Origin of the sequence: Bordetella sp. (assembly GCF_051960075.1) — a bacterium.
Lineage (GTDB): Bacteria > Pseudomonadota > Gammaproteobacteria > Burkholderiales > Burkholderiaceae_B > Bordetella.
This window is the reverse complement of the sequence record NZ_JBQCER010000011.1, coordinates 1-18048: the sequence shown is the minus strand read 5'-3', so window position 1 is coordinate 18048 and position 18048 is coordinate 1. Positions and strand designations below refer to the sequence as shown.

The following is an 18048-nucleotide window of genomic DNA, read 5'->3' as shown; positions in this document are numbered from 1 at the left end:
GGTTCAACATGTCCTCCAGAATTCCCTATCACGCCTGGATTGCCGTTTGCGATGGCGCAAAAGGTATCGTGTTTCGCAACGATGGCGAACTCGGATCGCTGAATCTGCGCACCGTCATCGCCATGAACGCAGAGCGTCGGCCCGCGCATGAACATGGGAGCGACCGGCCAGACAGGATCAGCGCCCCGTCGGGCTCGGGGCGACATGCGGTCGAGGTCGTCGACAGGCACCGATCCGCGGAGAATCAATTTCTGGAGGACTTCGCGAGAAGCCTCGACAAGGTGGTTCCGCCGCATGACCTTCAAGGAACCTTGATCGTCGTGGCGCCCCCGCAGGCGCTGGGTATCGTGCGCCGCAAGCTCAGCCCCCGCCTGCTGCAGATGTTGAAAAAGGAAATCGCCCGGGATGTGGTGGGTTTCCCCGTCAACCATATCGAAACACTGCTGTCGATTCCCGATTGAAAAAATAGGGCGTGCGCAAACCCCGGCGAGGAGCCTGTGTGATGATGAGAAGAATTATTCCGGATCTCGCGCCGAGCGCTGCGCGTATCGTCGTCGCCGCGGCGCTTGCCGTGAGCGCCGTCGCAGCGGTCAGCCAACCGCTGCCGGAGCGTAGACACGTCGGCGTCGTCACCTACGTCAGCGGCGGCATCGGGAGCGACGAGGCGCAGTACATGCAGTCGATCCGGCAGGATTTTAATTTGCGCCTGCTTTTCGCGAACAAGACCAGCGGTCAGTACGTGGCGAATGTGCGCGTGGACATCGGCTCCACGAGCGGAGCCGCGCTGGCGTCGCTCGTTTCCGACGGGCCGTTTTTCTACGCGCGGCTGCCCGAGGGCGCCTACCGTGTCCGAGTCACGTACGAGGGGGCCGTTCAAACGGCGGACGTGGATCTGAGGCAGGGGCGCGCAGCGGCTTTGCAGTTCTATTGGCCTGAAGGCGAGTGACTCATGCAAGCGATGGTGCTTCGCGAATACGGCGAACCCCTGGATCTGGAGGTTCGCGATACGCCTGAACCCGGTGGGGGCATGGTTCTCCTGCGCGTCGAGGCGTGTGGCGTCTGCCGCACGGATTTGCACGTGGTCGACGGCGATTTGCCGGGCGGACGGCTGCCCATCGTGCCAGGCCACGAGATCGTCGGCATTGTCGAGGCCGTCGGGCAGGGCGTCACCACGGTGAATGTGGGGGCGCGGGTCGGCGTGGCATGGCTGGCACAGGCATGCGGCGTGTGCCCCTATTGCCGGGCAGATCGCGAAAATCTGTGCGATTCGCCGGCGTTTACGGGTTACACGCGGGACGGCGGATTCGCGACGCATGTCGTCGCAAATGCCGCGTTTGTGTTTCCCCTCGCGCGCGACGCGGACCCCGTCGGGCTTGCGCCTTTGATGTGCGCCGGTTTGATCGGCTGGCGGTGTCTGCGCGCCTTGGGCGATGCACAGAGCGTCGGTCTGTACGGCTTTGGCGCCGCGGCGCATCTGCTCGCGCAGGTGCTGCGCTGGCAAGGGCGTTCGTTTCATGCGTTTACGCGCCCCGGGGACGAGCCTAGCCAGGCCCTGGCACGGTCGCTGGGCGCGGCCTGGGTCGGCGGGTCGGACGAAACGCCGCCCCGCCTGCTGGACGGCGCGATCATCTTCGCGCCGTTCGGCCCGCTGGTGCCGGCGGCGCTATCCGCTGTCCGCAAGGGCGGCCGGGTGGTTTGCGGCGGCATACACATGAGCGATATCCCTTCGATGCCTTACCGCTTGCTATGGGAAGAGCGGGAGCTCGTGTCGGTGGCGAATCTGACGCGGCGCGACGCAAGGGAGTTCCTGGAACTGGCCGGCAGGATCGGCGTCACGCCCAGGACGACCACCTACGCACTGCATGAAGCAAATCGCGCATTGGACGATCTGCGCCAGGGGCGCGTGGTCGGGGCAGCCGTCCTCATCCCCTGACGCGCCGGCCGATATGCCTGAACAGGCGGCGCTTCACCCGGTCGACGACGGCCAGGTAGGCGAAGGTGATGGCGAGCATGGAGGCAAAAATCGGCATCGGAACCGGGACGAAGCCGAACCACGGGCCGATCGGGGAATAGGGCAGCGCCGCGGCGATCAGGACGACCCCCAGCGAACTTGCGGTCAGGGCGGGATGGGGCCGGCCGCGCCGCAACGCTTCCGGCGTGCGAATGATGAAGATCACGAGCGCCTGGGTGATCAGCGATTCGACGAACCACGCCGTCTGGAACTGAGCCTGGCTTGCGTGGAATATCCACAGCAGCAGGCCGAAGGTCATGAAATCGAATAGCGAACTGACCGACCCCAGCACCAGCATGCACTTGCGGACGAAAGACATGTCCCAGTGCAGGGGGCGCATCATGGTTTTCGCGTCTACATGGTCCAGGGGAATGGCCAGTTCGGAAACGTCGTAGAGCAGGTTGTTCAGCAGTATCTGCGCCGGCAGCATGGGCAGGAAAGGCAGGATCAGGGCGGCTCCCGCCATCGAGCACATGTTGCCGAAGTTGGAGCTGGTCGCCATCATCACGTATTTCATGATGTTGGCGAATGTGCGCCGGCCTTCCTGCACGGCGTCGGCCACCACGCCGAGATCGGGCTGCAGCAGTATCAGCGCGGCGGCCTCCTTCGCAACGTCCGCTGCTCCGTCGACCGACAGGCCCACATCGGCTGCGCGCAGGGGCGGCGCATCGTTGATGCCGTCGCCCAGATAGCCTACCACGTGCCCCCGGGCGCGCAGAACGCGGATGATGCGCGCTTTCTGCGCCGGCGTGATGCGGCAGTACAGTGTCGTGCGCGTCAGCCTTGCGCCCAGCGCTTCGTCGCTCAATTCGTTCAGTTGCGGTCCGGTCAAGACTCCCTTGACCGTAAGTTCCAGCGCTTTGCATACATGAAGGGCAACGCCTTCGTTGTCTCCGGTGATGACTTTCACCGATACGCCCAGCCGCTTCAGCTTGCGCAGGGCTTCGCGGGCGCTTTCCCGGGGCGTGTCGAGAAACGCGACCATGCCGACGAAGATGAGCGATCGTTCGTCGGCGATGCTGGCATGCATGCGTTCGGGCTCCACCTTGCGCCAGCCTACTGCCAGCACGCGAAAGCCGTCGTCGCCCAGCCGACGCAGCGATGCGAGCGCGGCCTTTCTGGAGTCTGCGTCCAGCGGTTCTTCGGATCCGCTTTCGGCGCTGCGCCAGGTGTCGGAGAGACCCAGAATGTCCTCGGGGGCGCCCTTGACGATCAGGTAACGCTGGCCTTGATGTTCGACCAGAACCGACAGGCGCCGCCGCTCGAAATCGAACGGGACTTCATCGATCTTCTTCCAGTCGGACAGGTCGTGCGCACCGGCCTCCAGAATGGCTTGATCCAACGGGCTTTTCAGGCCGGTGTCGAAGGCGGCATTGATCGTTGCCCAGTGCAGCACGTCGCCGCAGTCTCTGCCTTGTGCGTCGACCTGTCGGACAAGTTTGATGTGGGCCTGCGTCAGGGTGCCGGTCTTGTCGCTGCACAGCACGTCCATGCTGCCCAGGTCGTGAATCGCCGACAGCCGCTTGACGATTACCTGCCTGCGAGCCATCCGTACTGCGCCGCGCGCGAGCGTGACCGATACGATCATCGGCAGGAGCTCCGGTGTCAGGCCTACGGCCAGCGCCATGGAAAAGAGGAACGATTGCAGCAGCGGCCGATGGAAAAACAGATTGACGAGCAGCACGAACAAGACCATGAGCACGGTCAGGCGCAGAATCAGCATGCCGAAACGGTGCAGGCCGTGTTCGAAAGCCGTCGGGGGCGCAGGTTCCCGCAGGCTGCCGGCGATGCTGCCCAACTGCGTGCCCTGGCCGGTCGCGACGACCATCGCGCTTGCCGTCCCGCTCAGGACCGAGCTCCCCATGAGAATCATGTCGGCGGGCAACGCGGTGGCTTCCCGTTGCGCGGGCGCCGTTCCCGTCGCGTGCTTTTCCGCCGGATAGGATTCGCCGCTGAGCAGCGCCTCGTTGACGAAGAGGTCCTTGGACTGCAGCAGCCGCGCGTCGGCGGGAACGAGATCGCCCGCTTGCAGTCGGACGACATCGCCCGGCACCAGATCGACTGCGGCGATATCGCAGGGCTTGCCGTCGCGTAACGCCGTTGCCCGCAGCGCCACCCGCTCGCGCAGACGGTCCGCTGCGGCGGTGGCGCGCAGTTCCTGCACGAAGTCCATCGCGATCGAGAGCAGCACGATGGCGACGATGATGACGAAGCTGTCCTGTTGATGCGTCAGTCCGGAGATGGCGGCTGCGCTGAGCAGCGTCAGGACGAGCGGATTGCGAAATCGCATCGCAAGGTCGACCAGCGCACGCCTTCGGGGTTGATCGCGCAGGCGATTTGGGCCGTATATGCGCAGGCGCTTCTGCGCCTCGGCCATGGTCAGCCCGGCGCCGCTTGCGGCGTGCGCGCTCGATTCCATCGTATCCATAGGTCGGCCTTATTCGCCGGCCGGCATGAAGCCGACGCGGTGCAGCGTCGTGAAAACGCCATCATGGCCGCGTCGGCGCTTTTGCGGCGTTGATATGCGTCAAGTCGGATGCGGCCGTGAAATCGGGTTGACCCAGGTCAATATCCCTGCCGTTGCCTTGCCTATTCTGAACGCTGGCTGCATCAGCTGGTTTCGCCGCAACGGCCTTGCCGCGACCTGTGGCGCGACGATGTCCGACAGGAGAGGTCGATCATGTTCAAAGAACAATGGCAGTCGCTGGTTGCCTTGGTGCTGGGTCTGTATGTGGTGGTCACGCCCTGGCTCATTCCTTATTTTTCACCCGCGTCCACGCTGGGGCCGGCCGCCATGTGGAGCCATTTCGTCACCGGAACGGCCGTCATCCTGGTGGCTGTTCTGGCCATGTCGGAATTCCGCCTGTGGGAGGCCTGGGTGGCGACCCTGCTGGGCGCATGGATCGTTATGGCGCCGTGGACGCTGGGTTTTGCCTCGGCGCGAGTCTTCACCTGGAATTCGGTGATATCCGGTCTCATACTCATCTTGGTTTCGCTCGGCCCGCTGAAAGCCGATTCCGCGCGATCCGCATAAAGAGAGAACCGCACATCATGTTGCGCAAACTACTTGTCCCGGTCGACGGCAGCGATGCCAGCGAGCGCGCGCTGATCCTTGCGGCTGAAATGGCGGCCGAAGAAAAGTCGCGCGTGCGGCTCCTGCACGTCGTAGATTCGGTCTATTACGTCGACGATTTCGAGCGGCCGGAGATCTACTTCGATCAACTGCTGCCGGCCATGCTGCAGTCGGGCAGGCGGGTGCTGAAGGCGGCCAGCGAGGTCATGACCCGCCATGACGTGGCCTGCGAGACCGAACTGATAGAAAGCTCCGGCGTGCGCGTCGCCGATGCCGTGCTGGAAGGCGCCCGGCGCTGGGGGGCCGACCTGATCGTGATGGGCACTCACGGCCGGCGCGGATTCAGCCGCCTGATGCTGGGCAGCGACGCGGAGTCCGTGGTGCGCAGGTGTCCGCTGCCGGTGCTTTTAGTAAAAGCCGAGCCCCCGTCGGCCGAACCGAAAGCCGTTGCCCGCGTCGGCGGAAAATCCATGGAGCGACGCATTCTTCTGGCGCTCGACGGCAGCGATACATCGCGACGCGCGCTCGGCTATGCCATCGATCTTGCCAAGGCGCTGCACGCTTCACTGCTGGGGATTTATGTGGTGGCGCATCCCAGCGCCGTCTACTCTTCGGCCTATTTCGAATTCGAGCCTTTCCATGAGGCCGCAGCGTCGGACGGCCGCCGTGTGCTCGGCAAGGCGCAATTCGACATGAACCAGGCAGGCGTCGAGGGCGAAACGCGGCTGGTCGATTCGGGCATGCTTTTCGGCGAGGTGGCCGAAGAAATCGAAAAGGTCGAGCAGGAGATCGAGGCCGACCTGGTGGTCATGGGCACGCACGGCCGGCGCGGCTTTCGCCGGATGCTGCTGGGCAGCGTCGCGGAATCGTTCGTGCGCCAGTCGCACTGCCCGGTCGTTCTCGTTCCGCATCACGAGCAGACCGGGCTCGACACGGCGTCGTGACGCGTTGCGGTCCGGCGCGGTTTTATGCGGCTCGCAGGCCGTGCAGATCCCGGATGCGGATCTGGCGGGCCTGCATATCTATCAGCCCGCGGTCATGCAGGCGCGCCAGCATGCGGCATACCGTTTCCAGCTTCATGCCCAGGTAGCAGCCGATATCTTCGCGGTTCATGCGCAAGTTGAACTCCAGGGGCGAGTATCCGCGCATGGCATAACGGTCGGACAGGTTCACCAAAAACGCGGCGACGCGTTCCAGCGCGGTCAGGTTGCCCATCAGCATCAGCAGCCTGGCCTCGCGGGAGATTTCTTCGCTCATGGCCTGGTTCAAATAACCGCGCACCTCGCTCAGCGATTCCGCCAGGCGGTCCAGGCCGGCATAGGGCAGTACGCATACGACGCTGTTTTCCAGCGCGATCGCATCGGTCTGGTGCACGTGCGCAGCGATCGCGTCCAGGCCGAGCAATTCGCCCGCGAGCTGGAACCCCGTGATCTGATGTCGGCCGTCCTCGCGCACGAACACCGTCTTGGATGAGCCGGCGCGCGCGATATAGAGATTGCGGAACGGATCGCCGGCGCGAAAGATGGCTTCGCCCGCGGCGATTTTTCGCGTCGTCCGTCCCAGCTCCTGCAGGCGATCGCAATGAAGCGGATTCAGGTGAGACCAGATGCAAAGCCGACGGGCCGCGCATTCGTCACAGTCGTTCGCGGCGATCGTCGGCGGTTTGTCGCGGCGAAGCAAGGGCACTTCATGGGGGGTTGCGGCGGTCATGGCGTGCTCCTGTGGGCATCGGGGTAAGTCAATTCTGCCCGGCCTCCAGGTGCACGCCTATCAGGTATGACGACCGATATCCTGTAAGGGTTCCCCTACGCGTGTTTTCAGGCGAGTTTCAACTGTTTCGCTTTTTAAGATTTAGAGCAAACCGTTCTCCGCGGCGTAGCGGGCCAGTTCGACATTGGTGCGAACGCCGATTTTCTCGAGGATGCGCGTCCGGTAGGTCGTCACGGTCTTTGGACTCAGATGCATCAGCTGCGCAATGTCGACCAGGCTTTTTCCGACCGCGATCATCTTCAACACCTCCAGTTCGCGATTCGACAAGTTCTCATGCGATCCGGAGGGCGCGCCGGTCAACATGCCCGCCAGGCGCTCGGTCAGGCCCGGGCTGACGTACCTGAGCCCGTTGGCGGCCTTGCGTATCGCCTCGATGAGCGTGGCGCCCGCACTGTCCTTGGTCAGGTAGCCCGCCGCGCCCAGCCTCAGCGCCCGGATGGCATAGATCTCCTCGGAATACGTGCTCAGGATCAGAACGGCCATGCCGGGATTTTGGCGTCGCAACGCCTGCAATAGGTCCAGGCCGTTGCGACCCGGCAGGGCAATGTCGACCAGCGCGACGTCGAAATGCTGCTTCTCGACCAGGCTGATGGCCTGGGACGCGGATGCGGCTTCGCCCGTCACGTGGATGTCGGGCGCATCGCCGAGCATCAGACGGACGCCGCTGCGCACGACCGCATGGTCGTCGACCAGAAGCACATCAAGGCCGCGGGGAGTCATGAATGGCCTCCAGCGGAATCCGCACCCTGACGATGGTGCCGTGGCTGTTCTCGCCATGCACCGTCAGGTCTCCGCCCATATGTCGAGCTCTTTCGCGCATGCCGAATATGCCCCATGAGTCGCCGGTGGCGAGTTTCGACGCGTCGATGCCCTTGCCGTCGTCCGATATGTTCAGCTCCAGCACTCGGCCGTCGGCATCGGCGCGCAGGGTCACCGTCGACGCCTGGGCATGCCGGATGACATTGGTGAGCGCTTCCTGGACGATACGAAACAGCATGGTGGCCGCGTCCGGATCCAGCGTGGCCGCCCTGGCCCTGGGGGATATCAGGCACCTGCAGCTCAGGTTGGAGCGGGATTCGACCTGTCCCGCGTACCACGCGATGGCCTCCCAGAGGCCCAGCTGGTCCAGAACGCTGGGCCGCAGGTCGGCAATCACGCGGCGGACAGCGGCGAACGCATCGTCGGCCAGCCGCGCCGCGTCCGCAAGCAGGTTGTCCGCAGCCTGTCCGTCGCGCCGCGCGCGTGCGATCGACACGGACAGATAGGCTTTGATCCCCGTCAGCATGCCGCCCAGTTCGTCGTGAATCTCCTGGGCAATGCGCTTGCGTTCCCGTTCCTTGATGCGGTCCTGGTGCGCCGACAGGCGGCGCAGCGCTTCGCGGGACGCCCGCAATTCCTGTTCGTCCGCCTTGCTCTGCGTGATGTCGAACATCACGCCCTGCAGAAAAATCGGATGCTGCCGGTCGTCGCGCAGAATGTTGGCATGGTCGCTGAACCAGCGGTAGCTGCCGTCGCGCGTCATGACGCGGTAGCTGGTATGCAGGGGTTTGCCGCCCTGCAGGCTGCGGGCGAGCTGCCTCTCGACTCTGGCGCGATCGGAAGGATGAATGCGGGACAAATGAAATCCGCGATCCGCCATCCATTCCTGCGGCGAGTAGCCCAGCACCTTGACCTGCGGACTGACATAGGCGCCTTCCTCGCCATCGCGCAAGGGATGCACATAGGTGATGGCCGGAATTTGTTCGACCAGCAACCGGTACTTGGCCTCCGCCCGGCGCTGCAAGTCTGCTGCCTGGCGGGTTTGCAGCATGCGCTGCACGATGGCCGGCAGCGATTGCAGATACTGAAGGTTCTGATCCTTGCCCAGGTATTCCAGTGCGCCGCGACGCATCAGCTCCGCAGCGACGGCTGCGTTGTCATGGCCGGTCAGGACCAGGACCGGCGGCGGTTCCTGGTGTTTTCCGGCCAGGTTTTCATGGAGCGCCGTGACAAATTCCAACCCGGTCTGATCCGGCAGCCGATAATCGAGAATGACGGCATCCAGGGGTTCCGCCTGGATGATCTGCAGACCGGCCTGCCCCGTCTTTGCCTCGAAGAGGGTGTAGTCATACGCCGCATCCGAAACCAGGGCTCGCGCGCAGGCCATGCGATCGACGTCGTCGTCGTCGATCAGCAGGATCCGGATCGGGTGCTTGGACATGATCAGGGCAATTCGCTGCTCGTCCAGTATTGGTCGATATGACGCATTATCTGGATGAACTGCCGATAATCCATGGGCTTGGCCATGTAGCCGGCCACGCTGAACTGAAAGCTGTCGGTCTTGTCCTGCTGCTCGGTGGACGTGGTCAGGATGACGACGGGGTGTTGGCGCAGTTGTTCATCCTCTTTGACGATACGCAGGAATTCGATGCCGTTCATGACCGGCATGTTCAGATCCAGCAGAATGATCGTCGGCCTGGGGCGGCTGGAATCGCGCAGATAGTTCAGGGCCTCCTCGCCGTTATGGCAGCCCACTACCGGATTGGGAACCCGCAGTTCCTGGAGGGCGCGGCGAACCGTCTGAACGCCGATGTCGTCGTCGTCGACGACAAGTATGGGGCGGTCTGCGGGCCTCATGCCGGCGTTCCCCGGTCTTGGGGGGCAGGCATGGCGCGGGGAAGGGTGAACGAGAACGCGCTTCCGACATGCGGTGTCGATTCGACGGAAATCCGCCCGCCGTACATGTCGACGATTTTCTTGACCAGGGCCAGGCCCACCCCGGTGCCGGTTGCGTGTTCCGGAGGTGCAAGCGTCTGGAAAAGCTGGAAAATCCGGTCGAAGTGGCGCGATTCGATACCGATGCCGTTGTCGGACACCGAGAAGACGGGCTCGTCGGCTTCCCGGCGGTATTGCACCCGGATATCGCCGCGCTCTTTGTCGCAGTACTGGATCGCGTTTGCAAGCAGATTCTGAAACAGCTGATGCATGCGCGTGCGGTCTGCCGTCAACGCCGGCAAGCGCGGGTCCACCCAAATGGCGATATGCGGCGCAGGCGCGAGAGAATCGATGATTTCTCGGATCAACGCGACGGTGTCGATTCGCTCCGTGGCTTCACGACTGCGCTGCACGCGCGAATACTCGAGAATGCCGTCGATCAGCGCGCCCATGCGCGCGACACGCGCGGAAAGCTGATGCAGATGCTGGTGGCCCTGGTCGTCCAGACGTTCTGCATAGTCCGAGACGATCCAGTCGGCCAGGACGCTGATGCCTCGCAGGGGCGCCTTGAGGTCGTGCGACACGACATAGGCGAAGCTCGTGAGCTCTTCATTCGCGCGAGTCAATTCGGCCAGCAGGCGCGTCACTTCCGCTTCCGAGCGCTTGCGCTCGGAGATGTCCCGGACCATGCCGGTGAACATGCGCTTTGCCCCGATATACATTTCGGCGACGGCCAGATCCATGGGGAAGCAGGCGCCGTTCTTGCGTTGCCCCATCACCTCGCGCCCGATGCCGATGATGCGCTTCTCGCCCGTTGCGAGATAGCGCTGCAAGAACCCGTCGTGCAATTCGCGATAGGGAGCCGGCATCAACATCGATACGTTGCGACCCAGCGTCTCGTGTTCTTCATAGCCGAACATGCGGATCGCGGCGGGATTCATCCGTTCGATGAGGCCGTTCTGATCGATGGTGATGATGGCGTCGACGGCGGTATCGACGATGGCGCGCATTCGCGCTTCGCTGTCCTGCAAGGCTTGCCGTGTCTGCTTGCGCGGCGTGAGATCCTGGATCGACGCGAGCACGAGCGCGAGGCCCCAGTGAGTCAGCAGCGGCGAGAAATGCACCTCGACGGAAAATTCCTCGCCGTCCTTGCCGCGCGCCGCGAGCTCCATCGGCCCGCAAGCTTGCGCCACTGCGTGGGCGTCCGAGCCCAGGTCCCGAAATAGCGCGGCAAGTGCCGCCCCACGCAGCTCTCCGGTGCTATAGCCGAAAAGCCGTTCGACCGACGCATTGGCCATGAGCACTCGGCCATTGCCGTCGGCAATCAGCATGGGTTCGGTCGCGGAACCGAGCAGCCAGCGCATGGTCTGGCTTTCGACGACGTGATTTTCCATAGCCACCTGAAGTCTTGGTTTTTATCGCGAGCAACCGGCTCGCGGCCTGATTATTTGCAGATGGGGCATTTCGATTTTGACGTGCCGGTCCAGCGCCCGCAACATTTTTTTGCCTGTTTCTCTGTTTGACGCAGGTCAATGAGAGGCCGCGCGGGCGGCACATACTGAGCGCATCTAATGTGCAGGAGTTGATCATGGACGGACGGAAACCCTACGACATCGCCTACCTGGCCGCTCGCACCATCTCTTCCATCATGGCGTTGGGCGTTTCGACCGCAGTCGCGCTCGATACCCTTGAAGTGGCGGTTCAGTTACTTCGTGATACAAAATCCGATGTCCCCGCCCAGCATCGGCACGAAGGTACGCAGCGTCTGCACTGACGCGGCAACACCCATCGGGCATTGACGATCCTATCCGGGAGCTTGAAATGAAGAGAGATGAAGAATTGCGCCAATTGGTGATCGACGAACTGGAATTCGAACCCAGCGTGGATGCCAGCCGTATCGGAATCGCCGTAGGCGACGGCATCGTCACGCTGAGCGGGCATGTTCCGACCTACGACCAGAAGTGCGCCGCCGAGCGCGCCGCCCTGCGGGTCAAAGGCATACGCGGCATCGCGCAGGAGATTCATGTGATGTACCCCGGCACGCCGCAGACCGCCGACGATCAGATCGCCAAGCGCGCGCTCGACATCATCGCCTGGAACGTGGCGATTCCGCAGGGCGCCGTCCAGGTCAAGGTCCAGGACGGTTGGGTGACGTTGACCGGTTCCGTACCGTGGCAGTTTCAACGGGATGCCGCGATGAGCTCCGTGCGCCGCCTGTCGGGCGTTCGCGGCGTGAACAACCAGATCGACATCACGCCTCACGTTCACGCCGCCGATGTGAAAGCCACCATCCAGGCGGCCCTGCACCGCAATGCCGACGTCGATGCGGCCGCGATCCGCGTGGATGTCGACGGCAACAACAAGATCACGCTCAATGGAAACGTCAAATCCTGGGCCGGGCGCGCCGCCGCGGAGCGGGCCGCCTGGTCGATCGCGGGGGTCAAATCGGTGGATGATCGATTGTCGGTCGGATAAGAACGTGGCCGGGAGGCGGCGATGAATGATTCTTCCCAGCTTTTCGCGGCGTCCGCGCATTGTGTTCCGCCGCATGCGGACAACGCCTGGGAGCGGATCGACCGTGTTTCGTTCGCGACGCTGGCCAAGCTTTACGGCGGTTTATCGCCTTTCGGCATGGGCTTCGCCCATCTCGACTGGGCCGCTCACTTGATGTGCAGTCCGGGCAAGGTCCTCTCCTTGCTGCAGTCGCTCGGCGCACGAGATGGCGACGACGGATCCGCTGTCGCGGCGGCGGATCGCCGCTTCGCACATCCCGGCTGGAAGGAATGGCCCTACCTCCCGCTGCGCGACCAGTTCCTTCGCACGCAGGCGTTCTGGGACCAGGCGACCCGGGAGGTAGCCGGTGTGCAGCCGCATCATTTGCATGTGCTGAACTTCGCGGCGCGGCAATGGGTCGACACGCTGTCGCCGAGCAATATCTGGTGGATGAATCCCGAAGTGCTGGCGGCCAGCTGGGAGTCGGGGGGAATGAATTTCGTGCGCGGCGGATTGCGCATGGCGTCGGATTGGCGGGATCTGCTTGTCGGCGATTCGCCCGGAACGTCTCCCGACGCGCTGGCCGCCTACCGCGTCGGGAAAGACATCGCGGCGACCCCGGGGCAGGTGGTTTTCCGCAACGATCTGTTCGAGCTGATCCGCTACGCGCCGGCTACCGAGACGACCTGGCGCGAACCCGTCGTCCTGGTTCCCTCGTGGCTGCTGAAGTACTACATCCTGGATCTTTCTGCGCACAATTCGCTGGTGCGCTATCTGGTGCATGCCGGACATACCGTTTTTGCGATGTCATGGCGCAATCCCCATGCCGAGGCGCGCGACATCGGGCTGGACGACTATCTCGAACGCGGATTGCTCCAGGCATTGAAAGAGGTCGGGAAAATCTCGGACAGCAAGCGCGTTCATGCCGCCGGCTATTGCCTGGGCGGAACCCTGCTCGCCGCGGCCGCCGCCGCGCTTGCGCGCGAACCGCACGCAGGCGTGCAGTTGCAGACCATGACGCTGCTGGCGGCGCAGACGGATTTCGAAGAGCCCGGCGAACTGGGGTTGTTCATGGGATCGAGCACCGCGGCATTTCTGGACGGCCTGATGTGGCAACAGGGCTATCTGGACGGCAAGCAGCTTGCCGGCGTTTTCCAGCTGCTCAACGCGCGCGATCTGATCTGGTCGCGGCTGGTGCGCGACTATCTGCTCGGGCGCACGCTGCGCGTGACCGATATGATGGTGTGGAACGCCGATACGACCCGGCTGCCGTATCGCCTGCACAGCGAAACGCTGCGCTGGCTGTATCGCGGCAACGATCTGGCCGAGGGCCGTTATTGCTGGCACGGCGAACCGATTTCTTTGTCCGACATCCGTACGCCGGCGTTCCTGGTGGCAACCGAGCGCGATCACATTTCACCGTGGAAGTCGGTGTACAAACTGCATCGGCTCTGCAGCCAGGATCTCACGTTCGTCCTGGCATCGGGCGGACACAATGTGGGGATCGTGGCGCCGCCCGGCCAGTCGCATGCGCAGTTTCGCATCGGACAGCGCAAGAGCGGCCAATCCTACCGGTCGCCGCAAGCCTGGCTTGGCCGCAATGCGCCCGTTGCCGGATCGTGGTGGCCGGCGTGGCAGCAATGGCTGGCCGGCCATTCCGGCGAGCGGCTGCCAGTGCAGCGCCCGGCGCAAGAGCCGGCGCTTGGCGCAGCGCCGGGCACTTATGTTTTCGGCTGAGCAGCTCACTCCGCGCGGATGTGGATCTTCTTTTCCGCGTTCTGCGCTTCGGCCGTCTTGGGCAGCAGCACCTTCAATACGCCCTTCTTGAACGTGGCTTCGATATGATCCGTGTCGATACCCGGGGGCAGCTGAATGTAGCGCTCCATGGTGCCGACGCGGCGCTCCTGGAGATAGAAGTCCTTTCTTTTCTCCTCCTTCTCGTCGTGCCGTTCGCCCTTCAGGGCGAGGCCGCCGTTGACGAGCCGGACTTCGATGTCCTTTTCGTCCATGCCCGGCATCTCGGCCGTGATCTCGTAGCCCTTGTCGGTCTCCGCGAGGTCGACGGCCGGCGCCAGGGCATGGCGCGGCGTACGGCGCGGCAGACCGGCGAGCCCGAGCAATGAGCGCCGGAACGGGAACATGCCGGAATCGAAGTCCTCGAACATGCGTTCAATTTCCCTTAGAAAGCGGTCCGCGGAGGGCCAGGTCTGCATAGGGGCGACTTGCTCGTTCTTGTCGTCGGCCTTGACGGGCAGCGTGGTGGTTTGGTCGTTCATGAGAGGTTCTCCTGGATGAGGTAGACCCATTATGGGTAGCCTCAAAAGGCCGGAATTGACGCACATCAAAAAGCCGTTTCTCCGGAAAACAGGGGGCGGACACGTTTCAGAAAGGCTTGGGGGACCATGCCGGGCGTTCGGCGCGTTTGCTGTCGAGAACGATCAAATAGCGGCCGGCCCCAACGACCGGTTGCCGATCCGGCGCCAGCACCCATACCTTCACGCCCTGCTTCACGGCCGCCTCGTAGTCGGCGTCGAGTACGCCGAAATGATCCAGAAAGGCATTCAATGTGCTCGGTATGCGGATGCATCCCTTCGAACTGACGGTACCCAGACGGGATTCGAGATGATCCGGGTCGGTCGAGTGCATCTGCAGGCGCATGGTTCCGAGTCCGCCGCGCCCCCATCCACGAATGGCCTGCTGCCAGCCGAAGTCATAGACGCGCGAGTCCTTTTTGCCGTAGCCGCGGATGCCGAGTTCGTTTTTGGTTCCCAACGCCCTGAAATCGCCGTCCGGCAGTCTGTGGTCGAACACGCCTATCGGTGTTCGAAAGTGATCGAACCGGCCTGTGCGCCCCGTGGAAACGGGAGAGGCTCCGATAAGCCGGAAGCCGAAAACCGGATCGTCCCAAAAGACCAGCAGCGCCTGTATATGCGGGTTGCGGTCGACGACGGTGACGTATTGCGGCTCGCGCAGGTCGATGCCGGCGTCATGCAGCATGCGATCCGCGGCGTCCGCGTATTGGCGCACCTCGCGCGCGGGAGGATGCAGCTGCTGTCGCACCCGCTCGCGATAGGCCGTAGTCAGGTCATCCGGCGTAGGCGCTGTTGCGGTGGCATTGCCCGTGCAGATGGCGGCGGCGAACGCCAGCGCGCCGGCGAGGAGGGCAGGACGCCGGGCAAACATGGAGGCCGATGGACGCCGGGCCCTAGCAGCCCAGAACGTCCCGTTCGATTCGGCGGGCGGTCGCTTGCGCATCGGCTGTCGCGTCCAGCGTGGTCCAGTCGCGGACGGCCGTACTACGTGACGATTGCGCCGCCAGCAGCCCCACGGTTGCGTCCGAGACGTCACCCGTGCGGGCTGCCACGCGTGGCCCGCGTACCTCGAGCGGCGCGTCGAGCCAATAGCCAAAAAAGGGAACTCCGACATCTTGGGCGAGATGTTGCAGCTCGCGCCGACGAGACGCGGACTCGTAGACGCCGTCCAGCACGACTGAGCCCCCCTGCTTGAGCACGCTGCGCGCCTTCTTCAGGAGCAGGGCGTAAACCTCGTCCGATATAGGCGGAAGATACGCGCAATCGGTCAGACGCTCCTGGGGTTGCACCCCGAACAGGTGCTTGCGTATTCGATCGGTATTGAAAATACGCGCGCCTGCGGCGGGGCCGAGGCGATGCGCCAGGGCCGCGGCCACGGTCGACTTTCCCGAGCCGCTCAGGCCACCGATGCCGATCAATCGTGCCTGGCCGGGCTCCAGGCAAGCGCGTGCGAAGGCCAGATAAGAGGATGCCGACGTTCCGGACTCGGATCCGAGGGAAGCTGACGGTGCCGCTTTCTTGCTCAGAAGAACCAGCGCTCGAACGCAGCTTCGCATCGCCATGAAGAGCGGCATCAACGCCAGGCCGTCGTCTTCATCGCACAGATCGAGGTAACGATTCATGAGGGTGTTTGCATATTGGGCCCGATTTCGGCTTGAAAAGTCCGCCAGCGGGAACGCAAGATCGTAGAGAACGTCGGTGGTGGCCAGCTCGTCGCTGAACTCGAGGCAATCGAAGAGAACCGGACGCCCCGCCATGACGCAGATGTTGGCCAGATGCAGATCGCCGTGGCAGCGGCGCACTTTGCCGCGCGACGCACGCTCGTCGAGCAATTGCGAATGAGCGAGGCAGGCGTCTTGGAGCCTGGAGTCGATGCCGGCATGGACGCCGCTTAGCGAGGAGATGGCAAATGACTTGGCATTCAAGTCCAGCACGCCGCGGACTCGTCTTGCGCCTTCTACGTCCCGGGATACCGGCGCGAGCGCGTGCGAATGGGCAATCGCGGATGCGAGCGCCGCGATAAGGGCGGGCGTCACTTGTCCTGCCGTCGTCATGTGATCGAGCAGACAGCGCTGGTCGAATCTGGCCATTTTTATGACGGGTTCGACCAGGGCGCCTTCGCCGTCGACTTGCAGGGTTCCATCCCGCTTGCGCGTGATGCGCATGACGCAGTCATAGAGATCGGGGGCATAGCGCCGGTTGAGCTCGATTTCCTTTTCGCAAGCCCTTAGCCGGTCTTGCGGCGTTGCGTAGTTCACATAAGGCAGTTGTACGGAACGCTTGAACTTGAACGCGTGCGAGCCCGCCAGAAGAATTTTTGAAATGGGCGTCTCCATGACCGCGCAATCTTCCCCGGCGGCGCATCCTTGCTCTTTTGCAAGAAAGCGCAAGGCCGCTTCCAATGCGCTATCGGCGCCATCCTCAGACATCGGGCTCGCGTTCGCGACACCTCGCGGCGCTGCATCGCACTGCGCCAAGCTATGCATTGCTGCTCTCCCGCTGCAAGATAAAAACGCGTCGCGCAGGGATCACACATAGGGGCAATCTGCGCGTATTCAGAATGTGTCAGACGCGTTCCAAGCAGGTTTTGATCCAGGACAAACGAAGGCCTTTCCCTGCGCCGTTCCTCTCCGGTTCGAAACCATTCGCGCCATCCTCAACTGCGCCAGAATTGACATAGCGCAAACCGTGCAGCCCGAGCGCGTAGCAATCTGGCAAAAAGGCGGCGGCAAGACGATCGATCCGTCGGTATGGACCTTCCTCATATGAGGAAGTCGTGGAAACGTCGGAGAGTGCAAATGAGACCCTATAGCGATAGACGGGATGCGGGAAGGCATCTGGCACGGGCGCTTCAGTTGATCGACATCGAGAGGCCGGTGGTCGTGGCGCTTCCCCGAGGCGGCCTGCCCGTGGCCATCGAGGTCGCAAGCGCGCTGCATGCGCCGCTTGATCTGCTTGTCGTACGAAAGCTGGGCGTGCCCGGCCAGCCCGAGGTGGCAATGGGCGCCATCGCCGAAGGCTCGCCGTTGATCGTGGTCACGAACTCGGATGTCATGCAGATGGCACGTGTCAGCCCGGTCGAGTTCGAGGCCGTATGCCGGTTGGAAACCGACGAGTTGCACAGACGCAGCGGCCTGTATCTGAACGGACGTCCGCGCATCGATCTAGCCGACCGCAACGTGATCGTGGTGGATGACGGTGTGGCGACGGGTTCGACGGCGCGCGCCGCCCTGAGGGCGGTGAGGGCGCGCAAGCCCCGGTCGGTGATCCTCGCCCTTCCCGCAGGAGCCGGCGACACGATACAAGCATTGAAAAAGGAGGCGGACCGGGTCGTTTGTCCTGCCGTCTCGGCCTCGTTCAACGGCGTTTCGCAGTTTTACGACGACTTCGAGCAGGTCAGCGACAGACAGGTGCGCGATGCGCTTGCCGGGCTGCCGCTTTGGGTGCATTCGAATGGCGCGCAAAAGACATCGGTGCAATGACAAAGGGACGAACCTTGCGATGTCGTCCCTTGCACTTCGTCTTTTTGGGTTTGTCCCGCCGGGTTTGTCTTTTTAGGGGTGTCCCCCTGAGATACCGGCGGTCTTGCGCCCAAAAAGGCCCGCGGGAAAAATCGGGAGCGGGAAAACAGTCTCGCACTCGCCACCACAACCGTGGCCACGTTGGGCTCTACCCACTGAGCTATTACCCCGCAG

Annotated in this window: 18 protein-coding genes; 9 read left to right on the top strand and 9 right to left on the bottom strand. The window is 63.4% G+C overall.

From position 1 onward, the window contains the following. Nucleotides 1-8: 8 nt before the first annotated feature. From ACTHJ1_RS01180 to ACTHJ1_RS01170, 3 genes are read left to right on the top strand one after another with little or no spacing between them, the layout of a single operon-like run. Nucleotides 9-461, top strand: coding sequence for a baeRF12 domain-containing protein (locus ACTHJ1_RS01180; protein ID WP_440186568.1), 453 nt, complete (start codon nt 9-11; stop codon nt 459-461). A gap of 38 nt (nt 462-499) precedes the next feature. Beyond that, nucleotides 500-946, top strand: coding sequence for a carboxypeptidase-like regulatory domain-containing protein (locus ACTHJ1_RS01175; RefSeq protein ID WP_440186566.1), 447 nt, complete (start codon nt 500-502; stop codon nt 944-946). A gap of 3 nt (nt 947-949) precedes the next feature. Next, complete coding sequence (locus ACTHJ1_RS01170) at nt 950-1933, top strand: zinc-dependent alcohol dehydrogenase family protein (RefSeq protein WP_440186564.1); 984 nt, start codon at nt 950-952, stop codon at nt 1931-1933. Here ACTHJ1_RS01170 and mgtA read toward each other — a convergent pair. After that, nucleotides 1923-4439, bottom strand: coding sequence for a magnesium-translocating P-type ATPase (gene mgtA, locus ACTHJ1_RS01165; protein WP_440186562.1), 2517 nt, complete (start codon nt 4437-4439; stop codon nt 1923-1925). The genes ACTHJ1_RS01170 and mgtA overlap by 11 nt on opposite strands. Before the next feature lie 252 nt (nt 4440-4691). Between mgtA and ACTHJ1_RS01160 the strand changes: the two genes are divergently transcribed. Both ACTHJ1_RS01160 and ACTHJ1_RS01155 read left to right on the top strand, forming a co-directional pair. Continuing rightward, nucleotides 4692-5045: an SPW repeat protein gene (locus ACTHJ1_RS01160; protein ID WP_440186560.1), complete on the top strand. Its 354-nt coding sequence runs from the start codon at nt 4692-4694 to the stop codon at nt 5043-5045. Nucleotides 5046-5062: 17 nt separating this feature from the next. After that, a complete protein-coding gene (locus ACTHJ1_RS01155) occupies nt 5063-6028 on the top strand; it encodes a universal stress protein (RefSeq protein ID WP_440186558.1) in 966 nt (321 codons plus the stop codon). Between the two features lie 22 nt (nt 6029-6050). On the opposite strand, the gene ACTHJ1_RS01150 is transcribed toward ACTHJ1_RS01155, so the two are convergent. The 5 genes from ACTHJ1_RS01150 to ACTHJ1_RS01130 form a co-directional block, all read right to left on the bottom strand. Continuing rightward, on the bottom strand, nt 6051-6794 hold the full coding sequence (locus ACTHJ1_RS01150; RefSeq protein ID WP_440186556.1) for a helix-turn-helix domain-containing protein: 744 nt from the start codon (nt 6792-6794) through the stop codon (nt 6051-6053). Between the two features lie 141 nt (nt 6795-6935). After that, the gene (locus ACTHJ1_RS01145; RefSeq protein ID WP_440186554.1) at nt 6936-7574 is read right to left on the bottom strand and encodes a response regulator; all 639 of its coding nucleotides are present in this window, start codon (nt 7572-7574) and stop codon (nt 6936-6938) included. Further along, the gene (locus ACTHJ1_RS01140) at nt 7555-9054 is read right to left on the bottom strand and encodes a PAS domain-containing protein (RefSeq protein ID WP_440186552.1); all 1500 of its coding nucleotides are present in this window, start codon (nt 9052-9054) and stop codon (nt 7555-7557) included. The genes ACTHJ1_RS01145 and ACTHJ1_RS01140 overlap by 20 nt, the downstream gene beginning before the upstream one ends. A gap of 2 nt (nt 9055-9056) precedes the next feature. Next, nucleotides 9057-9470 carry a response regulator gene (locus ACTHJ1_RS01135; protein ID WP_440186550.1) on the bottom strand — a complete coding sequence of 138 codons (414 nt, stop codon included), beginning with the start codon at nt 9468-9470 and terminating at the stop codon, nt 9057-9059. Next, on the bottom strand, nt 9467-10942 hold the full coding sequence (locus tag ACTHJ1_RS01130; protein ID WP_440186548.1) for a PAS domain-containing sensor histidine kinase: 1476 nt from the start codon (nt 10940-10942) through the stop codon (nt 9467-9469). The genes ACTHJ1_RS01135 and ACTHJ1_RS01130 overlap by 4 nt, the downstream gene beginning before the upstream one ends. Nucleotides 10943-11136: 194 nt before the next feature. Here ACTHJ1_RS01130 and ACTHJ1_RS01125 point away from each other — a divergent pair, with 194 nt between their 5' ends. From ACTHJ1_RS01125 to ACTHJ1_RS01115, 3 genes are read left to right on the top strand one after another with little or no spacing between them, the layout of a single operon-like run. Further along, complete coding sequence (locus ACTHJ1_RS01125) at nt 11137-11322, top strand: hypothetical protein (protein WP_440186546.1); 186 nt, start codon at nt 11137-11139, stop codon at nt 11320-11322. 47 nt (nt 11323-11369) lie between these two features. After that, nucleotides 11370-12023: a BON domain-containing protein gene (locus ACTHJ1_RS01120; RefSeq protein WP_440186544.1), complete on the top strand. Its 654-nt coding sequence runs from the start codon at nt 11370-11372 to the stop codon at nt 12021-12023. 21 nt (nt 12024-12044) lie between these two features. Beyond that, nucleotides 12045-13778, top strand: coding sequence for a PHA/PHB synthase family protein (locus ACTHJ1_RS01115; protein ID WP_440186542.1), 1734 nt, complete (start codon nt 12045-12047; stop codon nt 13776-13778). 5 nt (nt 13779-13783) lie between these two features. Here the strand turns inward: ACTHJ1_RS01115 and ACTHJ1_RS01110 are convergent, their stop codons facing one another. The 3 genes from ACTHJ1_RS01110 to ACTHJ1_RS01100 all read right to left on the bottom strand — a co-directional run bounded on the left by ACTHJ1_RS01110 (nt 13784) and on the right by ACTHJ1_RS01100 (nt 16830). Continuing rightward, entirely contained in the window at nt 13784-14317 is a 534-nt protein-coding gene (locus ACTHJ1_RS01110) for an Hsp20/alpha crystallin family protein (protein WP_440186540.1), read from the bottom strand. A 106-nt stretch (nt 14318-14423) separates the two neighbouring features. Beyond that, nucleotides 14424-15224 carry a L,D-transpeptidase gene (locus tag ACTHJ1_RS01105; protein ID WP_440186538.1) on the bottom strand — a complete coding sequence of 267 codons (801 nt, stop codon included), beginning with the start codon at nt 15222-15224 and terminating at the stop codon, nt 14424-14426. Between the two features lie 22 nt (nt 15225-15246). Next, entirely contained in the window at nt 15247-16830 is a 1584-nt protein-coding gene (locus ACTHJ1_RS01100; RefSeq protein ID WP_440186536.1) for an AAA family ATPase, read from the bottom strand. Nucleotides 16831-17103: 273 nt separating this feature from the next. Here ACTHJ1_RS01100 and ACTHJ1_RS01095 point away from each other — a divergent pair, with 273 nt between their 5' ends. Continuing rightward, complete coding sequence (locus ACTHJ1_RS01095; RefSeq protein WP_440186534.1) at nt 17104-17835, top strand: phosphoribosyltransferase; 732 nt, start codon at nt 17104-17106, stop codon at nt 17833-17835. Nucleotides 17836-18048 lie beyond the last annotated feature (213 nt).

Bases quoted from the DNA above. Each gene is read 5' to 3' on its own strand.
- ACTHJ1_RS01180 (WP_440186568.1), top strand. From the start codon at position 9: ATGTCCTCCAGAATTCCCTATCACGCCTGGATTGCCGTTTGCGATGGC.
- ACTHJ1_RS01170 (WP_440186564.1), top strand. From the start codon at position 950: ATGCAAGCGATGGTGCTTCGCGAATACGGCGAACCCCTGGATCTGGAG.
- mgtA (WP_440186562.1), bottom strand. From the start codon at position 4,439: ATGGATACGATGGAATCGAGCGCGCACGCCGCAAGCGGCGCCGGGCTG.
- ACTHJ1_RS01160 (WP_440186560.1), top strand. From the start codon at position 4,692: ATGTTCAAAGAACAATGGCAGTCGCTGGTTGCCTTGGTGCTGGGTCTG.
- ACTHJ1_RS01155 (WP_440186558.1), top strand. From the start codon at position 5,063: ATGTTGCGCAAACTACTTGTCCCGGTCGACGGCAGCGATGCCAGCGAG.
- ACTHJ1_RS01150 (WP_440186556.1), bottom strand. From the start codon at position 6,794: ATGACCGCCGCAACCCCCCATGAAGTGCCCTTGCTTCGCCGCGACAAA.
- ACTHJ1_RS01145 (WP_440186554.1), bottom strand. From the start codon at position 7,574: ATGACTCCCCGCGGCCTTGATGTGCTTCTGGTCGACGACCATGCGGTC.
- ACTHJ1_RS01140 (WP_440186552.1), bottom strand. From the start codon at position 9,054: ATGTCCAAGCACCCGATCCGGATCCTGCTGATCGACGACGACGACGTC.
- ACTHJ1_RS01135 (WP_440186550.1), bottom strand. From the start codon at position 9,470: ATGAGGCCCGCAGACCGCCCCATACTTGTCGTCGACGACGACGACATC.
- ACTHJ1_RS01130 (WP_440186548.1), bottom strand. From the start codon at position 10,942: ATGGAAAATCACGTCGTCGAAAGCCAGACCATGCGCTGGCTGCTCGGT.
- ACTHJ1_RS01125 (WP_440186546.1), top strand. From the start codon at position 11,137: ATGGACGGACGGAAACCCTACGACATCGCCTACCTGGCCGCTCGCACC.
- ACTHJ1_RS01120 (WP_440186544.1), top strand. From the start codon at position 11,370: ATGAAGAGAGATGAAGAATTGCGCCAATTGGTGATCGACGAACTGGAA.
- ACTHJ1_RS01115 (WP_440186542.1), top strand. From the start codon at position 12,045: ATGAATGATTCTTCCCAGCTTTTCGCGGCGTCCGCGCATTGTGTTCCG.
- ACTHJ1_RS01110 (WP_440186540.1), bottom strand. From the start codon at position 14,317: ATGAACGACCAAACCACCACGCTGCCCGTCAAGGCCGACGACAAGAAC.
- ACTHJ1_RS01105 (WP_440186538.1), bottom strand. From the start codon at position 15,224: ATGTTTGCCCGGCGTCCTGCCCTCCTCGCCGGCGCGCTGGCGTTCGCC.
- ACTHJ1_RS01095 (WP_440186534.1), top strand. From the start codon at position 17,104: ATGGACCTTCCTCATATGAGGAAGTCGTGGAAACGTCGGAGAGTGCAA.